We start from the raw sequence: 24,392 nt of genomic DNA on the forward strand, positions 1-24,392 counted from the left end.
CTACCAACAGGAAGATCAGGCAGCCATACGAATGGCAGATGCGTGGCGCGATGGTTTACGCTGGGTTAGCAACCATGCCGCGGCATCAATAGAAGACGGCGATCTTGCGTCCGGCAATCTCATGGATGGCCATGTCGGTGTTGAAGATCTCGGTCAGCACCGACGCCTGCATCACCGCGTCCGGCGCTCCCTGGAACGCCACCTTGCCCGCCTTCATGGCCACGATGTGATCGGAATAACAGGAGGCGAAGTTGATGTCGTGCAGCACCAGCACGATCGTCTTGTTGAAGTGGTCTGCCGCACGGCGCAACAAGCGCATCATGCCGGCGGCATGGCGCATGTCGAGATTGTTCAGGGGCTCGTCGAAGAGCGCATAGTCGGTGTCCTGGCACAGCACCATGGCGACAAAGGCGCGTTGCCGCTGGCCGCCGGAGAGCTCATCGAGGAAGCGATCGGCCAGCGGCTGGAGGTCGAGAAACCCAAGTGCGCGGTCCACATGAACCTTGTCTTCGCCTGTGGGGCGGTCCTTGGTATAGGGATAGCGGCCGAACGCCACCAGGTCGCGTACTGTCAGGCGCGCCGTCATGTGGTTGTCCTGGCGCAGGATCGACAAGCGACGAGCAAGCACGTCGCCGCGCGTTTTGGTGACGTCCAGCCCGTCGATGCCGATCCAGCCCGTGGACATTGGAAGCAGACGGCTCATCATGGACAACAACGTCGACTTGCCGGCGCCGTTCGGCCCGATAATGGAGGTCACGCCGCCCTTGGGCAAGGTGAGGTCCACGCCATCCACCACCAGCGTGTCGCCATACTGTTTGGAAACCGATTTCAGCTCGATCATCGCACAACGCCTCGCAGCAGGAGCGTGAGAAACACCAGCCCACCCACGAATTCGATGACGATGCTGAGCGAAGCGTTGAGGGCGAGCACGCGCTCCAGCACCACCTGGCCTCCGACGATGCACAGGATCGCGATCAACGTGGCGGCCGGCAGGATGTGCTTGTGCCGGCTGCTTGGCATCACCTGATAAGCGAGGCTCGCCACAAGGAGGCCAAAGAACGTGACCGGTCCAACGAGTGCGGTGGACACGGACACAAGGATCGCGACGATCACCAGGATCAGCGTCACCGCCTTCTTGTGATCGACGCCAAGGCCGATCGCCGCATCGCGGCCAAGCGCAAGCACGTCGAAAGTGTGAAAGATGCGCCAGCCCACCAGGCTGACGCCGCCGATCATGCCGGCGGATACGAGAAGCAGATCGGTGTCGGCGATGTTGAAGCTTGCGAACAACCGGTCCTGCAGCACCGCAAACTCATTGGGGTCGATGACCCGCTGCAGGAAGGACGTGATCGAGCGGAACAGGATGCCGATCACAACTCCCACCAGCAGCAGAAGGTGGAGGCTGCGGCCTTCGCCGCTGAAGAGCCAGCGGTAAAGCAGGCCCGAAAACAGAACCATGGCGACGACCTCACCCAGAAACATCAGGCGGGGATCAATCTCGGTCACCCGCAGCGAACCCAGATGGAACACGAGCAGCGTCTGGATCAGAACGTAAAGCGCATCGAAGCCCATGATGGAGGGAGTCAGAATGCGGTTGTTGGTGACTGTCTGAAACAACACGGTGGAAACGGCTACCGCGTAGGCGACCAGCACCATGCCCGCCAGCTTTGCACCGCGGAAGGGCAGAACGAAGCTCCAGCGGCCATTGGCGCCGACCGTCATGAAGCCGACCATCGCGATCAGCGCCAGAACGGCCAGAAGTGTGAGAACCATGCCCGGCGTGGCTTTGGGCGCAAGCCTTGGGAGCGCCCTATCAAGCGACACGGGCGTTTGGCCTGAGGATGAGGAACAGGAAGAAGGCGCTGCCCACGATCCCGATCACGGTGCCGATCGGCACCTCGTAAGGGTACAAGATCAAGCGGCCCGCGATGTCGCAGACCAGAACAAATCCCGCGCCGAGGATCGCCACCCAAGGTAGCGATTTCGACAGATTATCGCCAAGCGCCAGGCTGACCACGTTCGGCACGATCAGGCCGATAAAGGGCACCATTCCAACGGTGACCACCACGGCCGCCGTGACCATGGACACGATCAGGAGCCCGAGTGCTACGATGCGTCGGTAGTTCAGCCCCACATTGGTGGCGAAAGCCTCGCCCATGCCTGCCACCGTGAAACGCGCGGCGGCAAAGTAAGCCAGCAGGGTGAGGCCTGCGGCGATCCAAAGAAGCTCGTAGCGGCCCCGCAGCACGCCTGAGAAATCGCCGGTGGTCCAGGCGCTGATCGATTGCAGCATATCGGTGCGATAAGCAAAGAAGGTGGTGATCGCGCTGATCACGCCGCCCAGCATGATGCCGACCAGGGGAACAAGCAGAACGGAGCGCAGGGGAATACGGCGCAGGATCGCCAGAAAAAGGCTCGTTCCCGCCAGGGCGAAAAGCGCTGCCACCAGCATCTTGCCGAACATCGGCAAGCCGGGCGCAAGAAGCATCACGGCGAGGATGCCGAGACTGGCAGATTCCACCGTGCCGGCGGTGGACGGTTCCACGAAGCGGTTGCGGGCCAGCATCTGCATGATGGTGCCGCACACGGCCATGCCGGATCCGGCGAGGATCAAAGCCAGCGTCCGGGGCAGGCGGCTGATCATCAACACCTCGGCCGCGCGCCCGCCATCCTGGCCGGACAGCAGCGCTGCCAAGGACACTTCGCTGACGCCCACGAACAGGCTCACCACCGCCAGAAGCGGGATCGTGGCGGCAGCCAGAAGCAACCAGGATATGTGCCATCTGCGGGCGCGGGTCGGCATGAGCACCAATCAAGCAACAGGGCAGCCCGCCCGGTGTTTCGGGGGACTGCCGCAAGCGACTGACAAATTGGAGTTGCGTCGTCAACTATCGCTTTGAAAGGGCCTTGGCGATCTGATCGGCGTTCTGTTGCATGGCGGTCAGGCCGCCGCCCACCAGGTACCAGTTGGCCGAATTCAGGTAGACGACCTGATCTTCCTTCCAGGCCGTGGTCTGGGCCACCAATTCATTGTCCAGAAACTGCGCCGCAGCTTCGCCTTCGCGCCCGATGGCCGCATCGCGGTCGATCACGAAGAGCCAGTCCGGGTTGGTTTCCAGGATCAGCTCGAAGGACGCGGCCTGACCGTGGTTGGCCGTGTCGAGATCGGTGCGTGCCGGCTGCACGCCATAATCCGAATAAAGCACGCCGAAGCGCGAGCCCGGACCATAAGCGCTCATCTTGCCGCCTGTCGTAAGCACGATCAGCCCCTTGCCGGCATCGGCTGCCGCGTCTCGCGCGACCTTGATCGAGGCATCCAGCGCCTGAAGCTTGGCGTCCGCTTCCGCTTCCTTGCCGAAGATCTTGGCTAACGTTCGGACGTTGTCCTTCGCGCTTGCCACGAAGTCGTCCTGATCCACCGTCAAGTCGATGGTGGGCGCGAGCTTCGCGAGGTCGTTATATTTCGGGCTCGAGCGGCCGCCCACGATGATCAGATCAGGCTCGGCCGCACTGACGGCTTCATAGTCAGGCTCAAACAGGGAGCCGACCTTGCTGTAATCGTCCGTGCCGAACTTGGCGAGGTGCTGGGGATACTTCGCCGTTGGCACCCCCTGCACCTCCACGCCGAGTGCATCGAGCGTGTCAAGGCTGGCCACGTCGAAGACTAGAACCTTGTCCGGGCGTGCCGGCAACGTCGTTTCACCTTGCGCATGGGTAATCGTGATCTCCTCCGCGGTGGCAGAGCTCGCAAGCCCTGTGGCGCAAAGCGGCGCAACCAGAATGGCGGCGAGGATCGAACGTCGTGAGAACATTGGAGTTTTCCTGAACTGGAAGCTGGCACGGCAGGAGCCGGCGAGACGGTTTAGAAGTTGGTGGTAAGGCTGACCCAAAGGCGGCGGCCTTCCATGGTGGTGTTGTAGTCCGTGGCATCCACCGTCTTGTCGAAGGCGTTGTAGACCGCAGCCTTGAACACCGCGCCGCCTTCGTTGGGCGAATAAGACAGACCGAAGTCGACGGTGGCGTAGTCGTCGTATTCTCGACCGGCCGTGCCGTTGATGATCACGGGTCTTCCGTTGCTGCCGATGCGGGCGCCGGACGCAATTTCCTCGCCATGGTAGTTCACCGACGTCCAGGCTTCCAGACCATCAACCGGGGTCAGCCAGTCGGCGCGCAGGTTGGCCATGTGCTCGGGCGTGCGGGCCAGCGGGAAGCCGGCAAAGGCGCCGGTCTTCTGCTGCGAGTCTGTGTAGGTGTAGCTGCCGCGCAGGGACAGGGTGTCGGTAGCGTCCCAGGTCGCGGTGAGTTCCACGCCCTGGATGGTCGCATCGTCGATGTTGTAGTTGTACCAGAGCCGGTAGTTTGGATCCTCGCTCCAGCGCACCGGATTGCCGCTGTCGTCGAGCACGAGCGCGTTGGTGATCTTGTCCTTGAAGTCCGTGTAAAAGTAGGTGGCACCTGCGGTGAAGCCCGAATAATTGTCCCAAAGGACGCCCAGTTCGTAGCTGGTGCTCGTTTCCGCCTTAAGATCGGGATCAGCGATAATCACGCCGCATGTTCCCGCCGGACCATAGGAACAGCCGCCACCCCCGGTGGTGTAGGCATAGCCGGGCGAAATGGACCGAATGTCGGGTGCCCGGAAGCCGGTGGACACGCCACCCTTGACCGTCAGTTGCTCCGTCGGATTCCACACGCCGTAAAGCCTGGGGCTGATCTGCGCGTCGTAGAGTTCGTGCTTGTCGTAGCGCAAGCCGCCGTGCAGCGCGAACGTGTCGGTCATGCGCCACTCGTCTTCGGCAAACAGCGCCCATTGCAGGACCTGGAACTCCTCTTCGACCCCGGTGCGCCGGCCGGAGTTCTGATCGGTCAGCAAGGCATCGAAGACCTGCCCGCCAGTGGTGAGCATGTGGTCGCCCCAGAGTGTGAAGGGTGTCGTTGCCTTGGCGTCGAGTACGGAGTTGCGGATCTCAGGCGACCGGACATTTTCCACGAACTGGCTGAGGCGTGGCGTCCAGGCATAGCTCGTCCGTTCCGCCCATTCCTGGGAAAACGACACTTCCGACGTGGTCCAGCCCCAGCGGCCGACATGGGTGAAGGACCAATGGTCGCGATCATTGTGGTTGTAGCTGCCGTTGCCATCCGCTGCCAGCGTTTCGCCCGGATTAGCCTGCCGCTTCGCCCGCGTGGTGCCGCCTTCAAGCAGGAAGTCGTGGTTTTCATTCGGTGTAAAGGTCATGCGGGCGGTCAGGTCCCGCTCGTCCGCGCCCGTGGTGCCGCTCAAGAAGCTGTCTTCTTCGCGCCGATAGGCACGGCCCCAGAACTGCAGGCCAAGCTTGTCCTGGTAAACCGGTCCGCTGCCGTAAAACGACACCTGGCCGGCATTGCCGAAGCGATCGTGCTGCTGCACCGTTCCGTCCAGGGTGACGCTGCCGCTCCAGTGATCGGCGACCTTGCGGGTAATTACGTTGATCACCCCACCCATGGCGTCCGAACCGTAAAGCGAGGACATCGGCCCGCGTACGACCTCGATCCTCTCAATGGCGCTGATCGGCGGAATGAAGCTCTGCTCAAAGCCGGAATTGCCGTTTGTGCGCGCGTCGCGCGTTGATTGCCGCTTACCGTCGACGAGGATCAGCGTGTATTGCCCCGGCAACCCACGGATGAAGATGTCCTTTTCGTTGGCGACGCCGGTGACGGCGACGCCCTGCACTTCGCGCAGCGCATCCGTCAGATCACGGAACGTGCCTTTTTCCAGCTCTTCCCGTGTGATCACCGAGATGCTGGCCGGTGCATCCTTGACGTTCTGCTCGAAGCCGGTGGCGGTAACCACCACCTGCTGGAGTTCGACGGCCCGGTTGTCCGGCGTGGCCTGGCGAAGCGTCCGCGGGTTTTCGTCTTCCTCGACATCGATCACCGTGGTTTGCGCTTGCGCTGCGCTGGCAAGAAGCAGTGCCAGGCATGAGCTGGCGAGCAGCTTGGGGAGCCGAGCCCCCGCGCGGCCTTCCCTGGGTGGTGTCGTTCTCGTGTTCACGCGCATTTTTGTCCCTGCCCTAAAACTTGAGCTGGGTTGTCTTCTTATGTACAGAACGCGGGTGGTCAACGGGCGTGTTGGCGAGCGATTCCAACTTCAGGAAAGCGCAAAACGCTTCAGCAGCGATGCTGCGAACGGGTGCTTTGGATGAACAAGCGACTGCAGAACGCAACAGGAGCAGGATCAGACGACGGAGCTCAGACCTCGATCCTGCCTGGTGAGCCGCCGTTTGACGGATCCGCAACATCGTCGCTCGGTGGCCTGCGCCTTCTCGTGGCGCTCGACGCTCTTCTTGTGGAGCAGTCGGTTGGTCGAGCGGCAGCCCGCCTTGGCATCCGTCCGCCGGCCATGAGCCGCATCTTGAAGCAGATCCGCGATCGTTACGGCGACCGGATTCTGCGGAAAACCGCGCGTGGGATGGTGCCGACGCCTTTTGCCGAAACGCTGCGCCTGCGGTTGCGCGCGCTGGCTGCAGAAGCTGCGGATCTCATGGATCCATCAAGTCCGATGCAGGATGCGGGGCGTCCGCTTGCGTTCACCAATCGCTCACCCATACGCGAGGCACCTCCCTTGACCCTGCGGCGCACCCTCGACATCGGGGGGCCGACACCAGAAGACTTTGCCCGCAAGCTCGAACAAATCGGACCTGGCGCCGAGCCGCGCCGCAGGCTCGCCCGGTTCATCGCAACAATCGGTGTCGGCGCAGGTCAAACGCGGCCGCTGACGCTGGAAGAAGCGGACGAAGCGTTCACAATCATTCTCGACGGCGAGGCCGACCCTATCCAGATCGGCGCTTTCCTCGTGGTGCTGCAGTATCGCGGCATCACGGCGATGGAGCTTGCCGGCGTGGTGAAGGCGGGTCGCCGGCATATCGGCGCCCCGGCCGAGCTTGGGGAGCTAGCGGCCGATCTGGATTGGCCGGCTTATCTTTCTCCCCGAAGCCGCGCTGAACCATGGTTCTTTCTCGCAGCCAAGCTCGTGGCGCAGGCCGGCTATCGCGTCGTTCTTCATGGTTCAGCAGGAACGTGGCAGAACGGATCGCGGCTGGCCGAGGCCGCAGAAATGCTCCATGTGCCGGTTGCGCGGTCGATCGAACACGCCCGCACGGTTCTCGCGGCAGGGGCAGGCGCAGGGCTCGTTTACCTGCCCCTACCAGCGTTTGCGCCGCAGATCGCGGCCCTGCTTGCGCTTTACGGCTTGTTTGAGATGCGCTCGCCGCTCAACCTCGCTACTGCGCTTTTGAACCCGATTGGTGCGTGCGCTTCGGTTCTCGGCGCGAGCCGCAGCGCTTATCAACTGGCGCATCGCGATGCCGCAGCGTTGCTGGGCTGGTCGGATCTTGCCATCCACGGCAGCCATCGCGACGTTTGGCAAGCAACGCCAGATCGCGCCACAAGGCTCGACCGTCTGGTGAAAGGGCTCGCGCGGAGCGACCACATCGCTTCACGGCCACAAGCCAAAGCCCCAGGCGCGACCGGCCTTTCCAGCCTCGAATACTGGAAAGCCGTTTGGGACGGGCGGGCGCCGGACTGCCGGCCTCGCCAGATCGTGATCGATACGGCGGCGTTGGCTCTTCTCGTGCTGGAGCATCGGCCGGCCGACGGGTTCGCGCTCATGCAGGAAAGAGCGACGGCCCTTTGGGCCGACCGCCTGGTCTGACGCTTCTTCTTTCGATTAGAAGTGCCCAGGTCGCATCTTCGCTGCGAGCGCCAACTCATCCCTCAAGGCCCGGCGGCTTGACGCCACGGACGGCGACGACTAGCCCGTGGCAACTCGTTTTTGCCTGGACCCGATCATGACCGGCCGCACCATCATCGCACCCTCGATCCTTTCAGCCGACTTCGCCCGGCTCGGCCCCGAAGTGGAAGCCGTGGTGGAAGCCGGCGCAGACTGGATCCATCTCGACGTCATGGATGGGCATTTCGTGCCGAACATCACCTTCGGGCCACCCGTGATCAAGGCGATCCGCAAAAGCACGACGGCTTTCTTCGATTGTCACCTCATGATTGCGCCAACCGACGCCTACCTTGAAGCCTTCGCCGATGCGGGCTGCGACGCCATCACTGTGCATGCCGAAGCAGGGCCACACCTCGACCGCACGCTTCAGGCGATCCGCAGCCTCGGGAAGCAGGCGGGCGTTGCGCTGAATCCCTCCACACCGGAAAGCGTGATTGACTATGTGCTCGATCGGCTCGACCTCATCCTCCTGATGACGGTGAACCCCGGCTTCGGCGGCCAGGCCTTCATTCCGGCTGTTCTCGACAAGGTCCGCCGCGTCAGGACGATGGTCGGCGAGCGTCCCATCCGAATCTCCATCGACGGCGGCGTCACGCCCCAAACCGCGCCCCATGTGGTTGCTGCCGGCGCCGACACGCTGGTTGCGGGCTCTGCCGTGTTCCAGCCAGGCGGGGTGGAAACCTACCGACGCAACATCGCTGCGATCCGCGCTGCCGCGGATGCGGCTATCCCAGGAGAAGGCCGTTGAGCGCCCTCTGGCCGAAGGCGGTTCTGTTTGATCTCGACGGCACGCTGATCGATTCGGCGCCTGACATCCATGCGGCCACCAACACCCTTCTCGCCCGCGAGGGCTTGGGTCCGCTGTCGCTGGACGTGGTCAAGAGCATGATCGGTGAGGGAACAAGGCGCCTGGTGGAACGGGCATTTGCCGCTTGCGGCCGGACCCTCGACCCGGCGGAGCTTTCCGCACGCTACGAGGCGATGGTGCCGCTCTACGCGGCCAATCTTACAGGGCTGACGACCTTGATGCCGGGAGTTGCCGAAGCCATGCAGGCGCTGCAGGGCGAGGGCACCGCAATGGCGCTCGTGACCAACAAGCCAGATTTCGCGATAGCCGAAATCCTGCAGCATTTCGGCCTTGCCCGGCATTTTCCCGTGATCGTGGGCGGCGATGCCGGCGTGCCGCACAAACCAGCGCCCGACATGCTGTTTCTGGCGCTGGAACGCCTCGGGGGCGTTTCGGCCGCCGATGCGGTTTTCGTGGGCGACAGCCCGGCCGATGCGCGCTCGGCCCAGGCGGCGGGCATGAAGCTCGTCTTGATTGAAGGCGGCTATTCGCGGGAACCGCTGGCAAGCCTTGGGGCGGATGCTGTTTTGCCCGATATGCGCGACCTGCGCGGCGCGATCGAACGGCTCCAACCAGGGGCCGATCGTTAAGATTTTCAGCGAATCGGATTCAGCGAACGTCAAGCATTCGAGGGGTAAGCATCGCACCCATGGGAAAGCTTCTCGTAGTTGAAGACGACGAGTCGGTGCGCATGTTCACCGCGCGTGCGCTCGAAAGTTCAGGCCACAGCGTGCAAACGGCTGCCGATGGCGAGGACGGGCTAGACGCAATCATTGCGGCCGGCGGAAACTTCGACCTCGTTTTGTCGGATATCCGCATGCCGATCATGGACGGCATCGAGATGGCGAAGCTTGCTGCCCATACCTATCCCGGCCTGCGGATCCTCCTGATGACGGGTTATGCCGAACAGCGCGAGCGCGCCGCCGATCTCGAGGGTATCGTGATCGACGTCGTGGCCAAGCCTTTCACCCTGGCAGAGATCCGAACTGCCGTGCGTGCCGCGCTTAGTCAGTAGCTTTCCCTCCGGCCGGAACCGGCAGGCCGTTCCGCAAGTTCTCCAGCAGACAACTGATCAGAACCCCTCGGAGGGCTGAACGTGCTGGATCGCGCCATCAAGACGGAAGACATCCATCCCGAGGACCTCGTCGAGGAAGAAGAGGAAGTGGGCGGCGAGACCGTGGCCGAGAAGGTCGAGGCGATCGCTGATGTTCCGAAGATTCCGGGCCTGGTTTATCAAACGGACGAAGGTCCTGGCATCCGGCGCGTCAAAAGCGGCACGGGTTTCGGTTATCGAGATCCCGACGGCAACAAGATCACCGATCCGGAAACGCGCGACCGCATTCGCGCGCTGGCGATTCCTCCGGCCTGGACGCATGTCTGGATTTCACCCGATCCTGCCGGCCATATCCAGGCCACGGGGCGCGATGTGCGCGGGCGCAAGCAGTATCGCTACCACCCCAAGTGGTCGGAACATCGCGATGAGCTGAAATATTCCAACCTGTCGAACTTCGCCGAAGCGCTGCCGTCCTTGCGCAAGCAGGTCGAAGCCGATCTGGCGCGCCGCGGCTTGCCCTATGAACGCGTCGTGGCGTCCCTGGTGTGGCTCTTGGAAAACACGCTGATCCGCGTCGGCAATCCTGCCTATGCCCGCGACAACAAGAGCTTCGGGCTGACCACCCTGCGCGACCGGCACGTCAAGATCGACGGCACCAAGATGCGCTTCTCCTTCAAGGGCAAGTCCGGCAAGGAATGGAACCTCCGCCTTGTGGACCGCCGCATGGCCAAGCTGATCCGCTCCACGCAAGACCTGCCGGGACAATCCCTGTTCCAGTATATCGGCGAGGACGGTTTGCGCCACGCGATCCGGTCGGACGACGTGAACAGCTATATCCGCAGTCATGCCGGCAGCGACTTCTCCTCGCGAAATTTCCGGACATGGGGGGGGACGCTGAGCGCGGCCTCCATTTTTGCTGCGACGCCTTTGCCGGAAACGCAGCGCGCCACCCGCATCACGCTCAACGAAACGATCGACAAGGTGGCGGGTCGCCTGGGCAACACGCGTGCGGTATGCCGGCGCTCCTATATTCACCCGCGCGTGGTGGAAAGCTGGTCAGCAGGGACGCTGACCGACGAACTGCGCGCCGCTCGTCGTCGGTTTCGAAAGCCGGTGGAAGGACTGGACGAGGAAGAAACGCTCTTGAAGGTCTGGCTGGCGGCGTCGGCGACTTCTTGACCCGCTGGCGATCGAAGTCCATCACCGGCCTGAACCGTTGCGGGCCGGTGATCCGGCAAGGAAAACAGGCGTGACCCTCCCGGCATGACGTTCAGGCGATTCTTGTGGCCAGCGATCGGCGGCTTGGCTGTCGTGTTTTCGATTTGGCTTCTCGTGCATGAGTTGCGCGGAATGTCGATCGACGAGCTGATGGGCAGTTTCGCCGCGATTTCCATGCACCACTGGATCCTCGCGGGCTTAGCGACGCTGGTCGCCTATGCCGGCCTCGCCGGTTATGACCGCGTGGCGCTGCTTCACCTGCGCCGCAGCCATATCTCCTTCCCTTTCATCGCGCTCTGTTCCTTCACCACCTACGCGTTGTCGCACAACATCGGTGCGTCGGTGTTTTCCGGCGCAGTGGTGCGCTACCGCGCTTATGGTTCCAAGGGGTTGAGTGCGCGCGAGATCGGCGTTCTCGTTGCTTTCTGCTCCTTCACCTTTGCGCTCGGCGTGATGCTTCTTTTTGGCCTTGTTCTGGTGACGCATCCCGACATCACGGACCGCTTTGTTGGACTTCTTCCGGTGGAAGCCTCGGCTGCCATGGGGTGGTTGCTGCTCTTGTTGATCGCGCTTTACGTGCTGTTCAGCTGGCTGGGGCTGCGGCCGTTGAAGCTTGGCACGTTCGAGATTCATTATCCGCGGCTGCCCGTTGTGGCGCGGCAGTTGCTGGTTGCGCCCATCGAGATCCTCGCGGCTGCTGCCATCATCTATTTTGTGCTGCCCGACCAAGGCAACCCTGGCTACTGGGTGGTGCTGGGGATCTTCCTTGTTTCCTTTTCCGCCGCGCTGATCAGCCATGCGCCTGGTGGGATTGGCGTGCTCGAACTGGTTTTCATTACCGCACTGCCCGAACTGCAGCAGGAGGATGTGCTGGCGGCGCTGCTGATTTTCCGCTTGTTCTACCTCCTGCTCCCTTTTGTGCTCGCGCTCCTGGTTATCCTGGGCTTCGAACGATCACAGTGGGGCAAGAGTGCGCCGGTGCCGGAGGCGCCACGCCCTTCCGAGCGTTAGGCCAGCGCTTCCGATCCTTCCTCGGCTCCCTTAAAGGGGGCCACTCACCAAGCGAGCGGCCGCCATGCTGATCCCTTCCCGCGCCATGCCGCCGCTGTTTGTGGTGTTGTGGTCTACAGGCTTCATCAGCGCCCGCTATGCTATGCCTTATGCAGAGCCATTCGCCTTTCTTGCCACCCGGTTCGCGATTTCGCTGGGTGTGCTGCTGGTGGCGGCACTCGTGTTCAACCGACCCCGCTTGCCGGTCCGTCTGGCCGTCAACGCGATGGTTGCCGGTGCTCTGCTCCACGGGCTCAACCTCGGTTTCGTGTTCTGGGCGATCCACCAGGGTTTCCCGTCTGGCCTGACATCCGCGATTGTCAGCCTGCAGCCGCTGCTGGTGGCTGCGTTCGCAGGGCTGCTTCTCGGTGAGGTGGTGATGGGTCGCCAGTGGTGCGGCATCGCGCTTGGTTTTGCTGGAACGGTGCTCGTGCTTCTGCCCAAGCTGAACTTCGCCGATGCGGGTGCCGCGCCCCTGGCAATTGGCGCCTGCGTGATCGGCCTGATCTCTGTCAGCGCCGGCGTGCTTTGGCAAAAGCGCTTTGTGGCGGGGGCCGATCTCGTTTGGGGGACGACCTGGCAGTATTTCGGCGCCGTGATCGTCTGTCTGTTCGCCGCCGTCTCCTTCGAGGATTTCAACTTCGACTGGAACGTCGATCTCGTTCTTGCGCTCCTGTGGTCCGTCTTTGTGCTGTCGATCGGCTCGATCTTCCTTCTCAACACCATGATCGGCCAGGGCAAGGTGTCGAAGGTGTCCTCCTTGTTCTACCTCGTCCCGGCGGTCACCGCCGTGATGGCCTTTGTCTTGTTCGGTGAGGCGCTGAACGGCATCCAGCTGGTGGGCATGGGGGTGACGGCGCTGGGCGTGGCGCTGGCCACCAATCAGGCATCGGCGCGCCGCCTGGCTTCGCGGTAGCGCCGGATAGAAGCATTGAGTTCGCCGCCCAGAATGAAGATGCAGGACAGGATGTACAGGAAAACTATGGCGACCATGATGGACGCGAGCCCGGCATAGGTCGTCACATAGGTTGAAAAGCGCGCCAGATAGGACGCAAACAGCGTCGAGCCCGCGATCCAGGCCACCAGGGTGAAAGCAATGCCGGGGAGCACGTGGATGAATTTGCGCTTCCCCGCTGGAAGCCAGAAGTGCACCGCCATGAGGCTTAGAACGATCACGGTTGCGGCGATGATGTAGCGCCACAGGTTCAGCGTGCCGATCATGCTCGGGTCGATCCAAACAAGGCGCTGTTCCGCAAAGCTTGCCACCAGCGGCGCCACAACAAGCAGCGTACTGATCACGACGATGCCAATGGTCGCGATGCACACGAACATGAAGCTCTGCATGCGGCGATACAGAAAGGATCGATTTTCGCTCACACGGTAGGCGCGGTTCAAAGAAACTCGCAGGGCTTCCACGCCATTGGAGGCGAAAATGGCGGCCGCAATCACCGATACCGTCAGGAAGTCGCCTCGCTGCACCGTGAGCACGTTGATCGCTTCCTGCGCGATCGGCTCCGCAATGGCCTCCGGCCAGGTGTCGAAGGCCAGATGTACGGCCGTGTCCGCAAAAGCGCTGGCTCCCAGAAACGAACCCAGGGCGGCCGCAAAGATCAGGAAAGGAAACATCGCCAGGATGGCAGACAGCGCCAAGTGGCTCGCCATGGACCAGCCGTCGTCGGAATCGAAGTGGCCATAGGCATCCAGCACGATCTTGCGCGTGGCAGCCCAGATGCGCGCGGGCGTGACGGGACGTTTCCTAGGATTTGCGGCAACCGGAGAGAACTCAAACATCCATCTTCATCTCGCTGCCGGTTTCGAGGATTCACCTTGCGTCAGAAGCGCACGCATTTTCCTTGCCGACGCGCATTTGCGGCTCAGCTTTCCTATATATAGGGCACGAAGGGTGGGTCGCAGAGGCGCAGAGCGCCAGCCGGACCGACCGGCTAATCCCGAAAGGAAGATCATGTCTGTTGTTTTCAACATGCTGGCCGTGCTTTTCATGGTCGCGGTCGCCGTTGTTCTTTTGCGCGGCCTCGTTGTGATGATGAAGGGCGGGTCTGGCACCACGTCCAACAAGCTGATGCAGGCGCGTGTCTTCCTCCAGTTTGTGGCCTTGGTTATGATCATGGCTGCGTACTGGTTTTCACAGCGCGCTGCTTGAACGCGTATGAGACGACATAGTCACCATGGTAAAGCTCAACAAGATTTACACCCGCACCGGTGACGACGGGACGACCGGCCTCGCTGCGGGGCCGCGCCGGTCAAAGGCTGATCTGCGGGTGGAAAGCTATGGCACGGTGGACGAAGCGAATTCCTGCATCGGACTGGCTCGCGTTCATCTTGCAGGGCAACCCGTCGACGCCATGCTGGAGCGCATGCAGAACGACTTCTTCGATCTCGGGGCGGACCTCGCGACACCCGTTGCGGATGCGGAGCTCGGCTACGAGCCCCTGCGCGTCACGCAGGCGCAGGTTGACCGCGTGGAACAGGAGATCGACACGCTTAACGCAGCTATTCCGCCGCTGAAGAGCTTCGTTCTTCCAGGTGGATCAGCGGCGGCCGCCGCTCTTCATCTCGCCCGCACCGTAGCGCGTCGCGCCGAGCGTCACATGGTGGCTCTTGCATCGCTTGATGGCGAAGCCGTCAGCCCCGAAGCGCTGCGCTACATCAATCGTGCGTCCGACTTCCTTTTCGTGGCTGCACGCGCGGTTAACGACGATGGTGCAAAGGACGTGCTTTGGGTGCCGGGGCAGAACCGCTGACGGCCTCATCACGGCGAGATCAATTCCTGCTTATCGAGGGCTTAGAGCGGCATGTTCATCCCGCTGCATGACGCCAACACCCTGAAGCGCATCAAGCTGCAATATGTGACGCTCGGCATCATCGGGTTCAACATCGCAGTTTATCTGTTCGGCTTTTTCGGCGGGGTAGCCCGCGAAGAGGTGGCAATCCTCGGTTTCGGGCTGATCCCGTCCACGATCTCCGGCATCGCCGAACGCCCCGACTTCATGGTGATCGTGCCGGACCTCGCCACCTTCGCCACTTACGGGTTTCTCCACGGTGGCCTACTTCACCTTGGCGGCAACATGCTGTTTCTTTGGGTGTTCGGCGACAATGTCGAAGACGCCATGGGCCATGCCCGCTTCGTCCTGTTTTATCTTGCCTGCTCCGTGGCGGGCGGAGCGGTTCACTTCCTTGTCGCACCCGACTCGCAGGTCCCGCTGATCGGTGCATCGGGCGCGATTGCGGGCGTGGTCGCTGCTTATTTGGTGCTGCACCCGCGCGTGAAGATCTGGATCCTGGCGTTTGGCCGTATTCCCTTGCGGCTGCCGGCCTGGATTGCTCTGGCGCTCTGGATTGTTTTTCAAATCGGCATGTTCCTGTTCTTTCCGGAAGACCAGGTCAGCTGGGCTGCCCATGTGGGTGGCATCCTCTGCGGCGGCGTTCTTGTTTTTCTTCTGCGCTTGCCGGAAATCCCGCTGATGGACAGCACCATCGTTACGCCGCGCGCGGTGGTTACAGACGCGCAGGTGCGCAGCGTGCCACGGGTGCGACGGCGTGTCTCGCCCTAGCCAAACAGGTGTTAGGTGTTGACGGGAAGCCGCGCACGGCGATAGGGCTTCGGCGTCCTTTTTTGGAGCGCGCATGTCGGCTTACGGCTAGCCAGTGCAGCCAACGCCTGTTACCGAGCGCGCAGCTTTTTGAACAAGCAAAGGTAGTTGACGATGAAGATCCTGGTCCCGGTGAAGCGGGTGGTCGATTACAACGTCAAGATCCGCGTCAAGTCGGACGGATCGGGCGTTGAACTCGCCAACGTGAAAATGTCGATGAACCCGTTCGACGAAATCGCGGTTGAAGAAGCGATCCGCCTCAAGGAGGCCGGTAAGGCCGAAGAGATCATCGTTGTCTCGATCGGACCGGCGCAGGCGCAGGAAACGCTGCGGACCGCCCTTGCCATGGGGGCGGACCGCGCGATCCTGGTGAAGGTTGAGGAGACCACCGAGCCGCTGACGGTCGCCAAGCTCCTCAAGGGCGTGGTGGATGCGGAAGCACCCGGCCTCGTGATCCTCGGCAAGCAGGCGATCGACGACGACGCCAATCAGACGGGCCAGATGTTGTCGGCGCTTCTTGGCTGGAGCCAGGCGACCTTCGCATCCAAGCTCGAAATCGACGGCGACAGTGCCAAGGTCACCCGCGAAGTCGATGGCGGCTTGCAGGTGGTGAACGTCAAGATGCCGGCGATCGTCACAACCGACCTGCGCTTGAACCAGCCGCGTTATGCGTCGCTGCCGAACATCATGAAGGCGAAGAAAAAGCCGCTTGACGAGAAGTCGGCTGCCGATCTTGGCGTCGAGGTGAAGCAGCGCCTTACCGTTTTGAAGACCGAAGAGCCGGGCGGCCGCAAGGCGGGCGTCAAGGTCAAGGACGTGGCGGAACTCGTTTCCAGCCTGAAGTCCGCCGGCGTGATCTGAGGTTTGGGAAGAAAGGATACACACCATGGCCATTCTCCTCGTTGCAGAACATGACAATGCGTCGCTGTCGGACCAGACAGCCAAGGCGCTTTCCGCCGCAACCCAGATCGGCGGCGATGTCGACGTGCTGGTCGCCGGAAAGGGCGCGCAGGCTGTTGCCGATGCTGCGGCCAAGCTCCAGGGCGTGCGCAAGGTGCTCCTCGCTGACAGCGATGACCTCGCCGAGCGCCTTGCCGAGCCGCTCGCTGCAACCATTGTTGCGTTGGCCGACGGCTATGACACGATCGTCGCCGCGGCGACATCCATGGGCAAGAACGTGATGCCACGCGTCGCTGCCCTGCTCGACGTGATGCAGATTTCCGAGATCATCGAAGTGGTGTCGGCCGACACGTTCAAGCGTCCGATCTATGCCGGCAACGCCATCCAGACCGTGCAATCAAGCGATGCGAAGAAGGTGATTACTGTGCGTACCGCTTCCTTCTCGGCGGCGGGCGAAGGCGGTTCCGCGTCGGTGGAAAACGCATCGGCTGCGGCCAATCCGGGCCTCTCGACTTTCGTTGAGAACCGCCTGTCGGAAAGCGATCGTCCGGAACTGACGTCGGCCAAGATCATCATCTCCGGTGGTCGTGCGCTGGGGTCCTCGGAAAAGTTCCAGGAGGTGATCACGCCCGTGGCCGACAAGCTCGGTGCTGCGATCGGCGCTTCACGCGCTGCCGTGGATGCGGGCTATGCACCGAACGACTGGCAGGTTGGCCAGACCGGTAAGGTGGTTGCGCCCGAGCTATACATCGCCTGCGGCATTTCGGGCGCCATCCAGCACCTGGCCGGCATGAAAGACTCGAAGATCATCGTCGCCATCAACAAGGACGAGGAGGCACCGATCTTCCAGGTTGCCGATTACGGCCTGGTGGGCGACCTCTTCACGATCCTGCCCGAGCTTGAAAAGGCGCTTTGACTTTCGTCACCAAACTTCGTCAAGATGCCAAAGGCGGGATCATCGGTCCCGCCTTTGTTTCACCAAGCGGCAGGATAGCTGCAGGGCAGGCGGGAGCGCATAATGGCGATCGAAACAGTGGGCATCATTGGCGCGGGCCAGATGGGCAGCGGCATTGCTCAGGTCGCCGCAGTGGCCGGGTACAGGGTGCAACTGTTCGACATTTCGGCGGACCGCATCGAAGCGGGACTTGCGACCGCAAACGGCAACCTTGCCAGGAGCGTTGCGTCCGGCAAGATGACCGACGACGAGCGCCATGCCGCGGTCGCCTTGATCAAACCGGCGCATGCCGTTGAAGACCTCGCCAATTGCGATCTCGTGATCGAGGCTGCCACCGAAGACGAAACGGTGAAGCGCAAGATCTTTGCGCAGCTTTGCCCGATCCTGAACCCGTCGGCCTTGCTGGCCACCAACACGTCTTCCATCTCGATCACACGGCTGGCCGCGCAAACCGACCGTCCCGAACGCTTCATCGGCATCCACTTCATGAACCCGGTGCCAGCCATGAAGCTGGTGGAACTGGTTCGCGGCATCGCAACCGAAGATGCGACCTTCGAGGAAGCCCGCGCCTTTGTGCGCACGCTCGACAAGACGGTAACGACGGCGGAAGACTTCCCGGCCTTTATCGTCAACCGCATCCTCTTGCCGATGATCAACGAGGCGATCTACACGCTCTACGAAGGCGTGGGCACCGTTGAAGCGATCGATACGGCGATGAAGCTTGGCGCCAATCACCCGATGGGGCCGCTGCAACTGGCGGATTTCATCGGCCTCGATACGTGCCTGTCGATCATGCAGGTGCTGCATGACGGACTGTCCGATTCCAAGTATCGGCCTTGCCCGCTTCTGGTGAAGTATGTTGAAGCCGGATGGCTCGGCCGCAAGGCGGGACGCGGCTTCTATGATTACCGCGGCGAGGCGCCCGTTCCGACCCGCTGAACGGGCTTTTGTGCGCGGGATGGTCGATTCCGTGACATATATGCATCAAGCGCGAACAGACCGGCCTCCAAACGCGATATACGCGTTTGTGAGGAGAAACTTTCAGGCGGGCCGACTAGTTGTTCCCTTGCTCGGCACAACCTGAGAAAGAGAGGGGCCCGCCCAATGATCAAGAAACTTCTGCTCGCTGCTTCCACTGCAGCTTTGACGTTCCCGGCTTTCGCGGCCGACGTGGTAATGGAAGAGCCACCTGCACCGATGGTCATGGAAGTTCCTGCTTCCACAGGCTGGAGCGGCGTGTATGTGGGTCTGCAGGCTGGCTACGGCTTCGGCGATGATGGCCAAGTTCAGCTCAGCCCCTTCACGAACCCGGGCCTGATCGGCGCCTTCACCCCCGCTGGTGCTGCTGCCGGTTCGAGCTTCAACGCCAACGGCGACTTTGACGACGGTTTCGTTGGCGGCGCTCACATTGGTTACGATCACCAGATCGGCAACATCGTGATCGGTGGTATCCTCGATGTTTCCTACACCGATCTGGGCGACGAACAGCGCGCCTTCTCGCGTTCGCCGGCAGAGTATGTGATCGAGCGCGAGCTTGATCTGCTCGCCACGCTGCGTGCTCGCCTCGGCTATTCCTTCGCCAATGACCGCTTCCTTGCCTACGCAACGGGCGGTGTGGCTTACGGCGACGTCGACTTCAACTATCGCCAGGGCGCTCTGTCACCGGCAAGCACCGTTTCCACCTCCGGCGGTCAGGACTCCGACTTCGGCTATACGGTCGGCGGCGGCGTTGAAATGCGCATGACGCAGAACGTGTCGTTCGGTCTCGAGTACCTTTACACCAACCTCGGCGACAACGACTTCAACGCCAATCTCCAGGGCGGCCCCTTCGGCGGCGTTGGTGGTGCAGTTGGCAGCAACCCGGGCGGCACAAACCTGACGGGTTCGGACGACGACTTCGACTTCCACACGATCCAGGCGAAGATTTCCTACCGCTTCTGATCGCTTCACGACCAAAGAAAAAGCCCGCCATTGGCGGGCTTTTTTGTTTGGAGGCTTGAGGTTAGTCTTTGCGGTAAAGTAGCCAGCTCTTGCCCGGCACGCTTTCGCGAACCTCCGCCTGTTCGCCGTAAACGCTGACGCGATTACGTCCCTTCACTTTCGACATGTACAAGGCCCGATCGGCCTTTGAATACAGGTCGGCGGCGCCTTCAGCCTGAGCGCCCATGCACAACCCGATTGAGATCGTGATGCGGCCGTAGCTGGATGCATTCGCTTTGTTGACGAAGGGCGTCTCCTCGATGGAACGGCGGATCTGTTCCGCAAAGGCCGCAGCAGCTTCCGTCGTCGTCTTGTCCAGGAGAAGCGCAAACTCCTCACCGCCGGTTCGCGAAACCATGGCCCGCTGACCTCCATGCGCCCGCAGGATGCCGGCCACGATCTGCAGGATCTGGTCGCCGACAGGATGGCCGAAGCGGTCGTTCACTTCCTTGAAGCGATCGATGTCGGCCAGGAGGAGGGCCGCATTGCTCCGGAGGGACGGTGACCCAAAGAGCCGTGCCAGCGCCGTGTCGAAAGCGCGGCGGTTGAAAAGCTGTGTCAGCGCATCGGTGTCTGCAAGGCGCTTGTATTCTTCGAGGCTGGATTTCACCTTTTCCAGCTCGGCTGATTTGTCGAGCATGCTGGCAAAGGTCTGCTGGCCCTGGTCGATCGTCGAGGCGGTGGCGTTGGTGATGATGCCGACGATCTTTTGCAGGATGTCCTGGGTCAGCGCCTGCGTTGACCGCAGGCCGTCCTGCGTTTTGTCGAGAATGCGGCCGTATTTTTCCAACGAAAGCTTTTCGCGGCTAAGCAGCAGCATGATGTCTTCGGCTTCACGGGCGATCTTGTCGCGGGCTTGTTCCACCGCTGCAACGCCGCTCGCCGCCAAAAGGTGGCGCTCGGAAAGAGAATCCAGTTCGTCCTGCGTCGGCTTATCGCCGAGCGCAAGGAGTTCAGCCCCTAGAGCGTGATTGGTGCCGACATAGGCTTCGTAGATCAATTCGTAGTTGCGTGGCACGGGCGAAATGTGCAGCTCTCGCATCGCAGATACGATCGTCGATGCGATATCGGCTCCACCGACAGCTTTTGTATTTGCAGGCTGCATTCGATCCCCACTAGCCCACACAACAACACCATCTGACGCGCCAGTCCCGGCGGTTAGCAGATGTCTTGCGACGACCGCACCCCCATGCAGTACTGTCACTCGTATGACTTTAATGCCGCATTTCTAATACTGCGTTAAAGTCATGCAACCTTAGGAAGGCTCAGGGCCGGCGAATCAATTCTGGCGCGCAGCCTCCAGCAGGCGGTAGGCGTCCGGGCTGTCCCAATGGGCAGGCCCGTTCATATGCGCCAGCAAGCACCCGTCGTCGTCTATCAGCAGCGTCACAGGCAGCCCGAGCGCCAGCGCGCGCTCCTTGGTCTGGTTGAAAATGCCAAGGGTCGCATCGCGATAGTAGTTGAGAGACGAAACACCCGTTTCGGCAAGGAAGCTCTTCGGCTTGCTGTCATCACCTTGATCGATGTTGACGGCTACGACTTCGAAGTCTTGCCCGCCTTCCTTCCTTTGAAGCGCATCGAGAGCAGGCATTTCTGCGCGGCACGGCGCGCACCAGGTTGCCCAAAGGTTGAGAAGAACGGTTTTTCCCCTGAAGTCGGCGACAGTCAGGGGTTCGCCATTCGGTCCGTGGAAGGCAAGGTCGTCCAGCGCCTGCGAAGGATCGGCCGCCAGCATGGCTGCCACTTCGCCGGTCGCGGCGGCGCCCACAGCCTGCGCCTTCTCTGTTTTCGCCGCACAGGCACGATCCTCGGCCGAGGCAAGCTTGCCAGTTTCGGTACCGCTCAAGTATACGGCAACCGCACCTGCAAGGGCGCCTGCCAGCGTGGCAACCGCGATCCAGCGCTTTGCCGGAAAATGTTTGGTGCGCTCAACCATCTATCCGTCTCCGGGGCCGCGTTATAACGATGACCGATCACAACGCCAGTAACGAAATGTGGGGTGGACGCTTCGCCTCGGGGCCGGCCGCCGTGATGGAAGCGATCAATGCCTCCATCGATTTCGACAAGACACTCTACGCGCAGGACATCCGCGGCTCGATCGCCCACAGCGAGATGCTGGCGAAACAAGGCATCATTTCGGCAGAAGATCAGCGCGCCATCGCCGAGGGCCTGCGCACGATCCAAGGTGAGATCGAAGCGGGTACCTTTGCTTTTTCGCGCCAGCTCGAGGACATCCACATGAATGTGGAAAGCCGGCTGGCGACACTGATCGGACCGGCAGCAGGGCGACTGCACACGGCGCGGTCGCGCAATGACCAGGTGGCGGTGGACTTCCGGCTTTGGGTGAAGGACGAGTTGCAGCGTTTCGATCATGCGCTGCAAGGCTTGATCAACGCCTTTCTCGGTCGCGCCGACGAGCATGCGGCAACCGTTATGCCGGGGTTCACGCATCTTCAAACCGCCCAGCCTGTGACCTTCGGGCACCATTGCATGGCCTATGTCGAGATGTTCGGCCGCGACCTGTCGCGCGTCCGTGACGCGCGCGCCAGGCTCGATGAATCCCCGCTGGGTGCTGCGGCCCTTGCCGGCACCGGATTTCCCATCGACAGGCACATGACGGCCCATGCTTTGGGCTTCCGTGAACCGACCCGCAATTCCATCGATTCCGTTTCGGATCGCGATTTTGCGCTAGAGTTTCTGTCCCTCGCCGCGATCTGCGCGACGCACCTGTCGCGCCTGGCGGAAGAAATCGTGATCTGGTCGACCCCACAATTCGGCTTCATCCGGTTGTCGGACGCGTTTTCCACCGGCTCCTCGATCATGCCGCAGAAAAAGAACCCGGACGCGGCCGAGCTGACACGCGCCAAGACAGGGCGCATCAATGGCCATCTGATTGCGCTGCTCACAGTGATGAAGGGCCTGCCGCTCGCGTATTCCAAGGACATGCAGGAAGACAAGGAAGCGGTCTTCGATGCCGCCGAAACGCTCGACCTGATGATTGCCGCCATGACCGGAATGGTGAGCGACATGGCCATACAAAAGGAGGCCATGGCGCGCGCTGCGGGCTCCGGTTATTCCACGGCCACCGATCTCGCGGACTGGCTGGTGCGCGCGCTCGGCTTGCCGTTCCGCGAAGCCCACCATGTCACCGGCCGCGCGGTCGCACTGGCCGAAAGCCGGAAGGTCGGGTTGGACGCGCTCACGCTGGCCGACCTGCAAGCCATTCACCCCGGCATTACAGATGCGGTGTTTGATGTCCTGACGGTGGAGAACTCGGTCGCCAGCCGCACTTCGTTTGGTGGCACCGCACCGGATCAAGTGCGAAAGCAGATCGCGTATTGGCGTGAACGCCTGCAGGCTGTCTGAGCGCGCAGGACGCTTGCCAAGAAGCGGCCTTCTCGTGCATTGCGAAACAGGAACTCCGCTCTCGTTGCATGGATTGCTCGATGACCCTTTCCCGCTCCCTCTGCCTGGTGGCGCTTGTTGCCGCCGTTGCCCTCGGCGGCTGCGGCCGAAAGGCTGATCTCGATACGCCGAGCGAAGCGGCCAATGCGGCGCGTCAGAACACCGGCATCGGCATCAACCAGCCGGCCGAGCCTGCACCGCCTCCCGCACCCGAGCGCCGCTTCATTCTCGATCCGTTGATCTGATTCACGTGAACCATTTCCAACACCGCGACGGCGAGCTGTTTGCCGAAGACGTGTCCGTTCGCGCAATCGCGGAAGCGGTTGGCACGCCGTTTTATTGTTATTCCACGGCCACGCTCGAGCGACACTTCACCGTTTTTTCGCGCGCCTTTGCCGATCTCGACGCGACGGTCTGCTACGCTCTGAAGGCGAACTCCAATCAGGCCGTGATTGCAACGCTCGCGCGCCTTGGCGCAGGCGCCGATGTCGTGTCGGAAGGCGAACTCCGCCGCGCGCTGCAGGCTGGCATCCCACCCGAAAAGATCGTGTTTTCCGGCGTCGGCAAAACGGCGGCCGAGATGGATTTCGCGCTTCGGGCCGGCATCCACTGCTTCAACGTCGAATCCGAACCGGAGCTCGAACTTCTGTCTGCCCGTGCCATTTACGCAGGCTGCGATGCGCCGGTGTCGCTGCGCATCAATCCGGATGTGGACGCCCGAACACACAAGAAGATTTCCACCGGCCGGGCGGAAAACAAGTTCGGCATTCCGCGTGACCGTGCGCGCGAAGCCTACAAGCGTGCCGCGGCGTTGCCCGGACTACGCGTGGCTGGCATCGACATGCACATCGGCAGCCAGATCACCGAACTCGCGCCTTTCGACGATGCCTTCGCCGTGCTTGTGGAACTCGTGCAGCAGTTGCGTGCAGACGGCCACGCCATCCGCCATGTCGACCTTGGCGGCGGGTTGGGCATCCCGTACCAGCGCAACAATGAGCCGCCGCCGCTGCCCGACGCTTACGCGCAGATCGTCCACAAACATGTCGGTCCACTTGGCCTGAAGGTGATCTTCGAGCCGGGCCGCCTGATCGTCGGCAATGCAGGGGTCCTCGTAACAAGCGTTATCTTCCGCAAGGAAGGCGAAGCCAAGAACTTCCTGATCGTTGACGCCGCAATGAACGACCTCATCCGGCCGACGCTTTACGACGCCTGGCACGACATCGCGCCGGTCGTGGAAGCACCGCACACCGCGCGGCGATTGCGCTGCGATGTGGTGGGACCTGTTTGCGAAACGGGCGACTTCCTTGGACAGGACCGCGATCTGCCGGTGCTTGAAGCCGGCGATCTCCTGGCTGTTTTCACGGCCGGGGCTTATGGCGCCGTTCAAGCCGGAACCTACAACACCCGGTTGCTTGTGCCGGAAGTTCTCGTGTCTGGGGACCGCTTCGCGGTGGTGCGTCCGCGCCAAACCTACGACGAGCTGATCGGGCTCGATCGCCTGCCGGACTGGCTCGGAAGCTGAGCGCCAATCAGCCGTTTCTTCACGATGTGGTGCGCGACCGCCCTTCGCCTCGCCTTCGCCGTATATGCTGTTATCGTGCGGGGGG

The 24,392-nt window shown here is 62.0% G+C and carries 25 protein-coding genes; 17 read left to right on the forward strand and 8 right to left on the reverse strand.

The features are described 5' to 3' along the window. Positions 1 to 85: 85 nt before the first annotated feature. From J5Y06_RS04325 to J5Y06_RS04345, 5 genes are all read right to left on the reverse strand, one after another. Positions 86 to 841 (reverse strand): iron ABC transporter ATP-binding protein, encoded by a 756-nt coding sequence (locus J5Y06_RS04325; RefSeq protein ID WP_209333840.1) that lies wholly within the window; start codon positions 839 to 841, stop codon positions 86 to 88. Beyond that, positions 838 to 1,773 (reverse strand): iron chelate uptake ABC transporter family permease subunit, encoded by a 936-nt coding sequence (locus tag J5Y06_RS04330; RefSeq protein ID WP_209333841.1) that lies wholly within the window; start codon positions 1,771 to 1,773, stop codon positions 838 to 840. Before J5Y06_RS04330 ends, J5Y06_RS04325 begins: the two co-directional genes overlap by 4 nt. A 40-nt stretch (positions 1,774 to 1,813) precedes the next feature. Further along, positions 1,814 to 2,803, reverse strand: a complete 990-nt coding sequence (locus tag J5Y06_RS04335; RefSeq protein WP_209333842.1) for an ABC transporter permease — start codon at positions 2,801 to 2,803, stop codon at positions 1,814 to 1,816. A gap of 85 nt (positions 2,804 to 2,888) precedes the next feature. Further along, positions 2,889 to 3,812: a siderophore ABC transporter substrate-binding protein gene (locus J5Y06_RS04340; RefSeq protein WP_209333843.1), complete on the reverse strand. Its 924-nt coding sequence runs from the start codon at positions 3,810 to 3,812 to the stop codon at positions 2,889 to 2,891. A gap of 50 nt (positions 3,813 to 3,862) precedes the next feature. Further along, positions 3,863 to 5,911: a TonB-dependent receptor domain-containing protein gene (locus J5Y06_RS04345; protein WP_425348066.1), complete on the reverse strand. Its 2,049-nt coding sequence runs from the start codon at positions 5,909 to 5,911 to the stop codon at positions 3,863 to 3,865. Between the two features lie 264 nt (positions 5,912 to 6,175). Between J5Y06_RS04345 and J5Y06_RS04350 the strand changes: the two genes are divergently transcribed. The 7 genes from J5Y06_RS04350 to J5Y06_RS04380 all read left to right on the forward strand — a co-directional run bounded on the left by J5Y06_RS04350 (position 6,176) and on the right by J5Y06_RS04380 (position 12,850). Continuing rightward, complete coding sequence (locus tag J5Y06_RS04350) at positions 6,176 to 7,687, forward strand: glycosyl transferase family protein (protein WP_209333845.1); 1,512 nt, start codon at positions 6,176 to 6,178, stop codon at positions 7,685 to 7,687. A gap of 136 nt (positions 7,688 to 7,823) precedes the next feature. After that, entirely contained in the window at positions 7,824 to 8,513 is a 690-nt protein-coding gene (gene rpe / locus J5Y06_RS04355; protein WP_209333846.1) for a ribulose-phosphate 3-epimerase, read from the forward strand. Then, entirely contained in the window at positions 8,510 to 9,202 is a 693-nt protein-coding gene (gene gph, locus J5Y06_RS04360) for a phosphoglycolate phosphatase (protein ID WP_209333847.1), read from the forward strand. The genes rpe and gph overlap by 4 nt, the downstream gene beginning before the upstream one ends. A gap of 59 nt (positions 9,203 to 9,261) precedes the next feature. After that, a complete protein-coding gene (locus tag J5Y06_RS04365; RefSeq protein WP_209333848.1) occupies positions 9,262 to 9,627 on the forward strand; it encodes a response regulator in 366 nt (121 codons plus the stop codon). A 162-nt stretch (positions 9,628 to 9,789) separates the two neighbouring features. Beyond that, a complete protein-coding gene (locus J5Y06_RS04370) occupies positions 9,790 to 10,845 on the forward strand; it encodes a DNA topoisomerase IB (RefSeq protein WP_385931112.1) in 1,056 nt (351 codons plus the stop codon). A gap of 84 nt (positions 10,846 to 10,929) precedes the next feature. Beyond that, positions 10,930 to 11,895 (forward strand): lysylphosphatidylglycerol synthase domain-containing protein, encoded by a 966-nt coding sequence (locus tag J5Y06_RS04375; protein WP_209333849.1) that lies wholly within the window; start codon positions 10,930 to 10,932, stop codon positions 11,893 to 11,895. A gap of 64 nt (positions 11,896 to 11,959) precedes the next feature. Continuing rightward, on the forward strand, positions 11,960 to 12,850 hold the full coding sequence (locus J5Y06_RS04380) for a DMT family transporter (protein WP_209333850.1): 891 nt from the start codon (positions 11,960 to 11,962) through the stop codon (positions 12,848 to 12,850). Here the strand turns inward: J5Y06_RS04380 and J5Y06_RS04385 are convergent. Further along, a complete protein-coding gene (locus J5Y06_RS04385) occupies positions 12,817 to 13,725 on the reverse strand; it encodes a YihY/virulence factor BrkB family protein (RefSeq protein ID WP_209333851.1) in 909 nt (302 codons plus the stop codon). The genes J5Y06_RS04380 and J5Y06_RS04385 overlap by 34 nt on opposite strands. Positions 13,726 to 13,897: 172 nt before the next feature. Between J5Y06_RS04385 and J5Y06_RS04390 the strand changes: the two genes are divergently transcribed. The 7 genes from J5Y06_RS04390 (at position 13,898) to J5Y06_RS04420 (ending at position 19,341) form a co-directional block, all read left to right on the forward strand. Then, positions 13,898 to 14,095: a twin transmembrane helix small protein gene (locus J5Y06_RS04390; RefSeq protein ID WP_209333852.1), complete on the forward strand. Its 198-nt coding sequence runs from the start codon at positions 13,898 to 13,900 to the stop codon at positions 14,093 to 14,095. Between the two features lie 25 nt (positions 14,096 to 14,120). Further along, positions 14,121 to 14,696: a cob(I)yrinic acid a,c-diamide adenosyltransferase gene (locus tag J5Y06_RS04395; protein WP_209333853.1), complete on the forward strand. Its 576-nt coding sequence runs from the start codon at positions 14,121 to 14,123 to the stop codon at positions 14,694 to 14,696. Positions 14,697 to 14,747: 51 nt separating this feature from the next. Continuing rightward, positions 14,748 to 15,506, forward strand: a complete 759-nt coding sequence (locus J5Y06_RS04400) for a rhomboid family intramembrane serine protease (RefSeq protein ID WP_209333854.1) — start codon at positions 14,748 to 14,750, stop codon at positions 15,504 to 15,506. Positions 15,507 to 15,659: 153 nt separating this feature from the next. Further along, positions 15,660 to 16,406: an electron transfer flavoprotein subunit beta/FixA family protein gene (locus J5Y06_RS04405; protein WP_209333855.1), complete on the forward strand. Its 747-nt coding sequence runs from the start codon at positions 15,660 to 15,662 to the stop codon at positions 16,404 to 16,406. 25 nt (positions 16,407 to 16,431) lie between these two features. After that, a complete protein-coding gene (locus tag J5Y06_RS04410) occupies positions 16,432 to 17,361 on the forward strand; it encodes an electron transfer flavoprotein subunit alpha/FixB family protein (protein WP_209333856.1) in 930 nt (309 codons plus the stop codon). Positions 17,362 to 17,463: 102 nt separating this feature from the next. Next, positions 17,464 to 18,339 (forward strand): 3-hydroxybutyryl-CoA dehydrogenase, encoded by an 876-nt coding sequence (locus J5Y06_RS04415; protein ID WP_209333857.1) that lies wholly within the window; start codon positions 17,464 to 17,466, stop codon positions 18,337 to 18,339. A 165-nt stretch (positions 18,340 to 18,504) separates the two neighbouring features. Then, the gene (locus J5Y06_RS04420) at positions 18,505 to 19,341 is read left to right on the forward strand and encodes an outer membrane protein (protein ID WP_245247557.1); all 837 of its coding nucleotides are present in this window, start codon (positions 18,505 to 18,507) and stop codon (positions 19,339 to 19,341) included. A gap of 61 nt (positions 19,342 to 19,402) precedes the next feature. Here the strand turns inward: J5Y06_RS04420 and J5Y06_RS04425 are convergent, their stop codons facing one another. Both J5Y06_RS04425 and tlpA read right to left on the reverse strand, forming a co-directional pair. Beyond that, positions 19,403 to 20,485 carry a GGDEF domain-containing protein gene (locus J5Y06_RS04425; RefSeq protein WP_209333858.1) on the reverse strand — a complete coding sequence of 361 codons (1,083 nt, stop codon included), beginning with the start codon at positions 20,483 to 20,485 and terminating at the stop codon, positions 19,403 to 19,405. Between the two features lie 174 nt (positions 20,486 to 20,659). Continuing rightward, positions 20,660 to 21,316, reverse strand: coding sequence for a thiol:disulfide interchange protein TlpA (gene tlpA, locus J5Y06_RS04430; protein WP_209333859.1), 657 nt, complete (start codon positions 21,314 to 21,316; stop codon positions 20,660 to 20,662). 29 nt (positions 21,317 to 21,345) lie between these two features. Between tlpA and argH the strand changes: the two genes are divergently transcribed. The 3 genes from argH to lysA all read left to right on the forward strand — a co-directional run bounded on the left by argH (position 21,346) and on the right by lysA (position 24,307). Next, positions 21,346 to 22,746, forward strand: coding sequence for an argininosuccinate lyase (argH, locus tag J5Y06_RS04435; RefSeq protein ID WP_209333860.1), 1,401 nt, complete (start codon positions 21,346 to 21,348; stop codon positions 22,744 to 22,746). A gap of 80 nt (positions 22,747 to 22,826) precedes the next feature. Further along, positions 22,827 to 23,030, forward strand: coding sequence for an LPS translocon maturation chaperone LptM (lptM, locus tag J5Y06_RS04440; protein WP_209333861.1), 204 nt, complete (start codon positions 22,827 to 22,829; stop codon positions 23,028 to 23,030). Positions 23,031 to 23,035: 5 nt separating this feature from the next. Continuing rightward, entirely contained in the window at positions 23,036 to 24,307 is a 1,272-nt protein-coding gene (lysA, locus tag J5Y06_RS04445; RefSeq protein ID WP_209333862.1) for a diaminopimelate decarboxylase, read from the forward strand. The last annotated feature ends 85 nt before the right edge of the window (positions 24,308 to 24,392 follow it).

Source organism: Tianweitania sediminis, from assembly GCF_017813335.1.
GTDB lineage: Bacteria > Pseudomonadota > Alphaproteobacteria > Rhizobiales > Rhizobiaceae > Tianweitania > Tianweitania sediminis.

Bases quoted from the DNA above. Each gene is read 5' to 3' on its own strand.
- J5Y06_RS04375 (WP_209333849.1), top strand. From the start codon at position 10,930: ATGACGTTCAGGCGATTCTTGTGGCCAGCGATCGGCGGCTTGGCTGTC.
- J5Y06_RS04340 (WP_209333843.1), bottom strand. From the start codon at position 3,812: ATGTTCTCACGACGTTCGATCCTCGCCGCCATTCTGGTTGCGCCGCTT.
- J5Y06_RS04350 (WP_209333845.1), top strand. From the start codon at position 6,176: ATGAACAAGCGACTGCAGAACGCAACAGGAGCAGGATCAGACGACGGA.
- J5Y06_RS04335 (WP_209333842.1), bottom strand. From the start codon at position 2,803: ATGCCGACCCGCGCCCGCAGATGGCACATATCCTGGTTGCTTCTGGCT.
- J5Y06_RS04380 (WP_209333850.1), top strand. From the start codon at position 11,960: ATGCTGATCCCTTCCCGCGCCATGCCGCCGCTGTTTGTGGTGTTGTGG.
- J5Y06_RS04405 (WP_209333855.1), top strand. From the start codon at position 15,660: ATGAAGATCCTGGTCCCGGTGAAGCGGGTGGTCGATTACAACGTCAAG.
- rpe (WP_209333846.1), top strand. From the start codon at position 7,824: ATGACCGGCCGCACCATCATCGCACCCTCGATCCTTTCAGCCGACTTC.
- lptM (WP_209333861.1), top strand. From the start codon at position 22,827: ATGACCCTTTCCCGCTCCCTCTGCCTGGTGGCGCTTGTTGCCGCCGTT.
- J5Y06_RS04385 (WP_209333851.1), bottom strand. From the start codon at position 13,725: ATGTTTGAGTTCTCTCCGGTTGCCGCAAATCCTAGGAAACGTCCCGTC.
- J5Y06_RS04365 (WP_209333848.1), top strand. From the start codon at position 9,262: ATGGGAAAGCTTCTCGTAGTTGAAGACGACGAGTCGGTGCGCATGTTC.
- J5Y06_RS04425 (WP_209333858.1), bottom strand. From the start codon at position 20,485: ATGCAGCCTGCAAATACAAAAGCTGTCGGTGGAGCCGATATCGCATCG.
- J5Y06_RS04400 (WP_209333854.1), top strand. From the start codon at position 14,748: ATGTTCATCCCGCTGCATGACGCCAACACCCTGAAGCGCATCAAGCTG.
- J5Y06_RS04415 (WP_209333857.1), top strand. From the start codon at position 17,464: ATGGCGATCGAAACAGTGGGCATCATTGGCGCGGGCCAGATGGGCAGC.
- J5Y06_RS04325 (WP_209333840.1), bottom strand. From the start codon at position 841: ATGATCGAGCTGAAATCGGTTTCCAAACAGTATGGCGACACGCTGGTG.
- J5Y06_RS04420 (WP_245247557.1), top strand. From the start codon at position 18,505: ATGATCAAGAAACTTCTGCTCGCTGCTTCCACTGCAGCTTTGACGTTC.
- argH (WP_209333860.1), top strand. From the start codon at position 21,346: ATGACCGATCACAACGCCAGTAACGAAATGTGGGGTGGACGCTTCGCC.
- J5Y06_RS04395 (WP_209333853.1), top strand. From the start codon at position 14,121: ATGGTAAAGCTCAACAAGATTTACACCCGCACCGGTGACGACGGGACG.
- J5Y06_RS04390 (WP_209333852.1), top strand. From the start codon at position 13,898: ATGTCTGTTGTTTTCAACATGCTGGCCGTGCTTTTCATGGTCGCGGTC.
- J5Y06_RS04410 (WP_209333856.1), top strand. From the start codon at position 16,432: ATGGCCATTCTCCTCGTTGCAGAACATGACAATGCGTCGCTGTCGGAC.
- J5Y06_RS04330 (WP_209333841.1), bottom strand. From the start codon at position 1,773: ATGGTTCTCACACTTCTGGCCGTTCTGGCGCTGATCGCGATGGTCGGC.
- tlpA (WP_209333859.1), bottom strand. From the start codon at position 21,316: ATGGTTGAGCGCACCAAACATTTTCCGGCAAAGCGCTGGATCGCGGTT.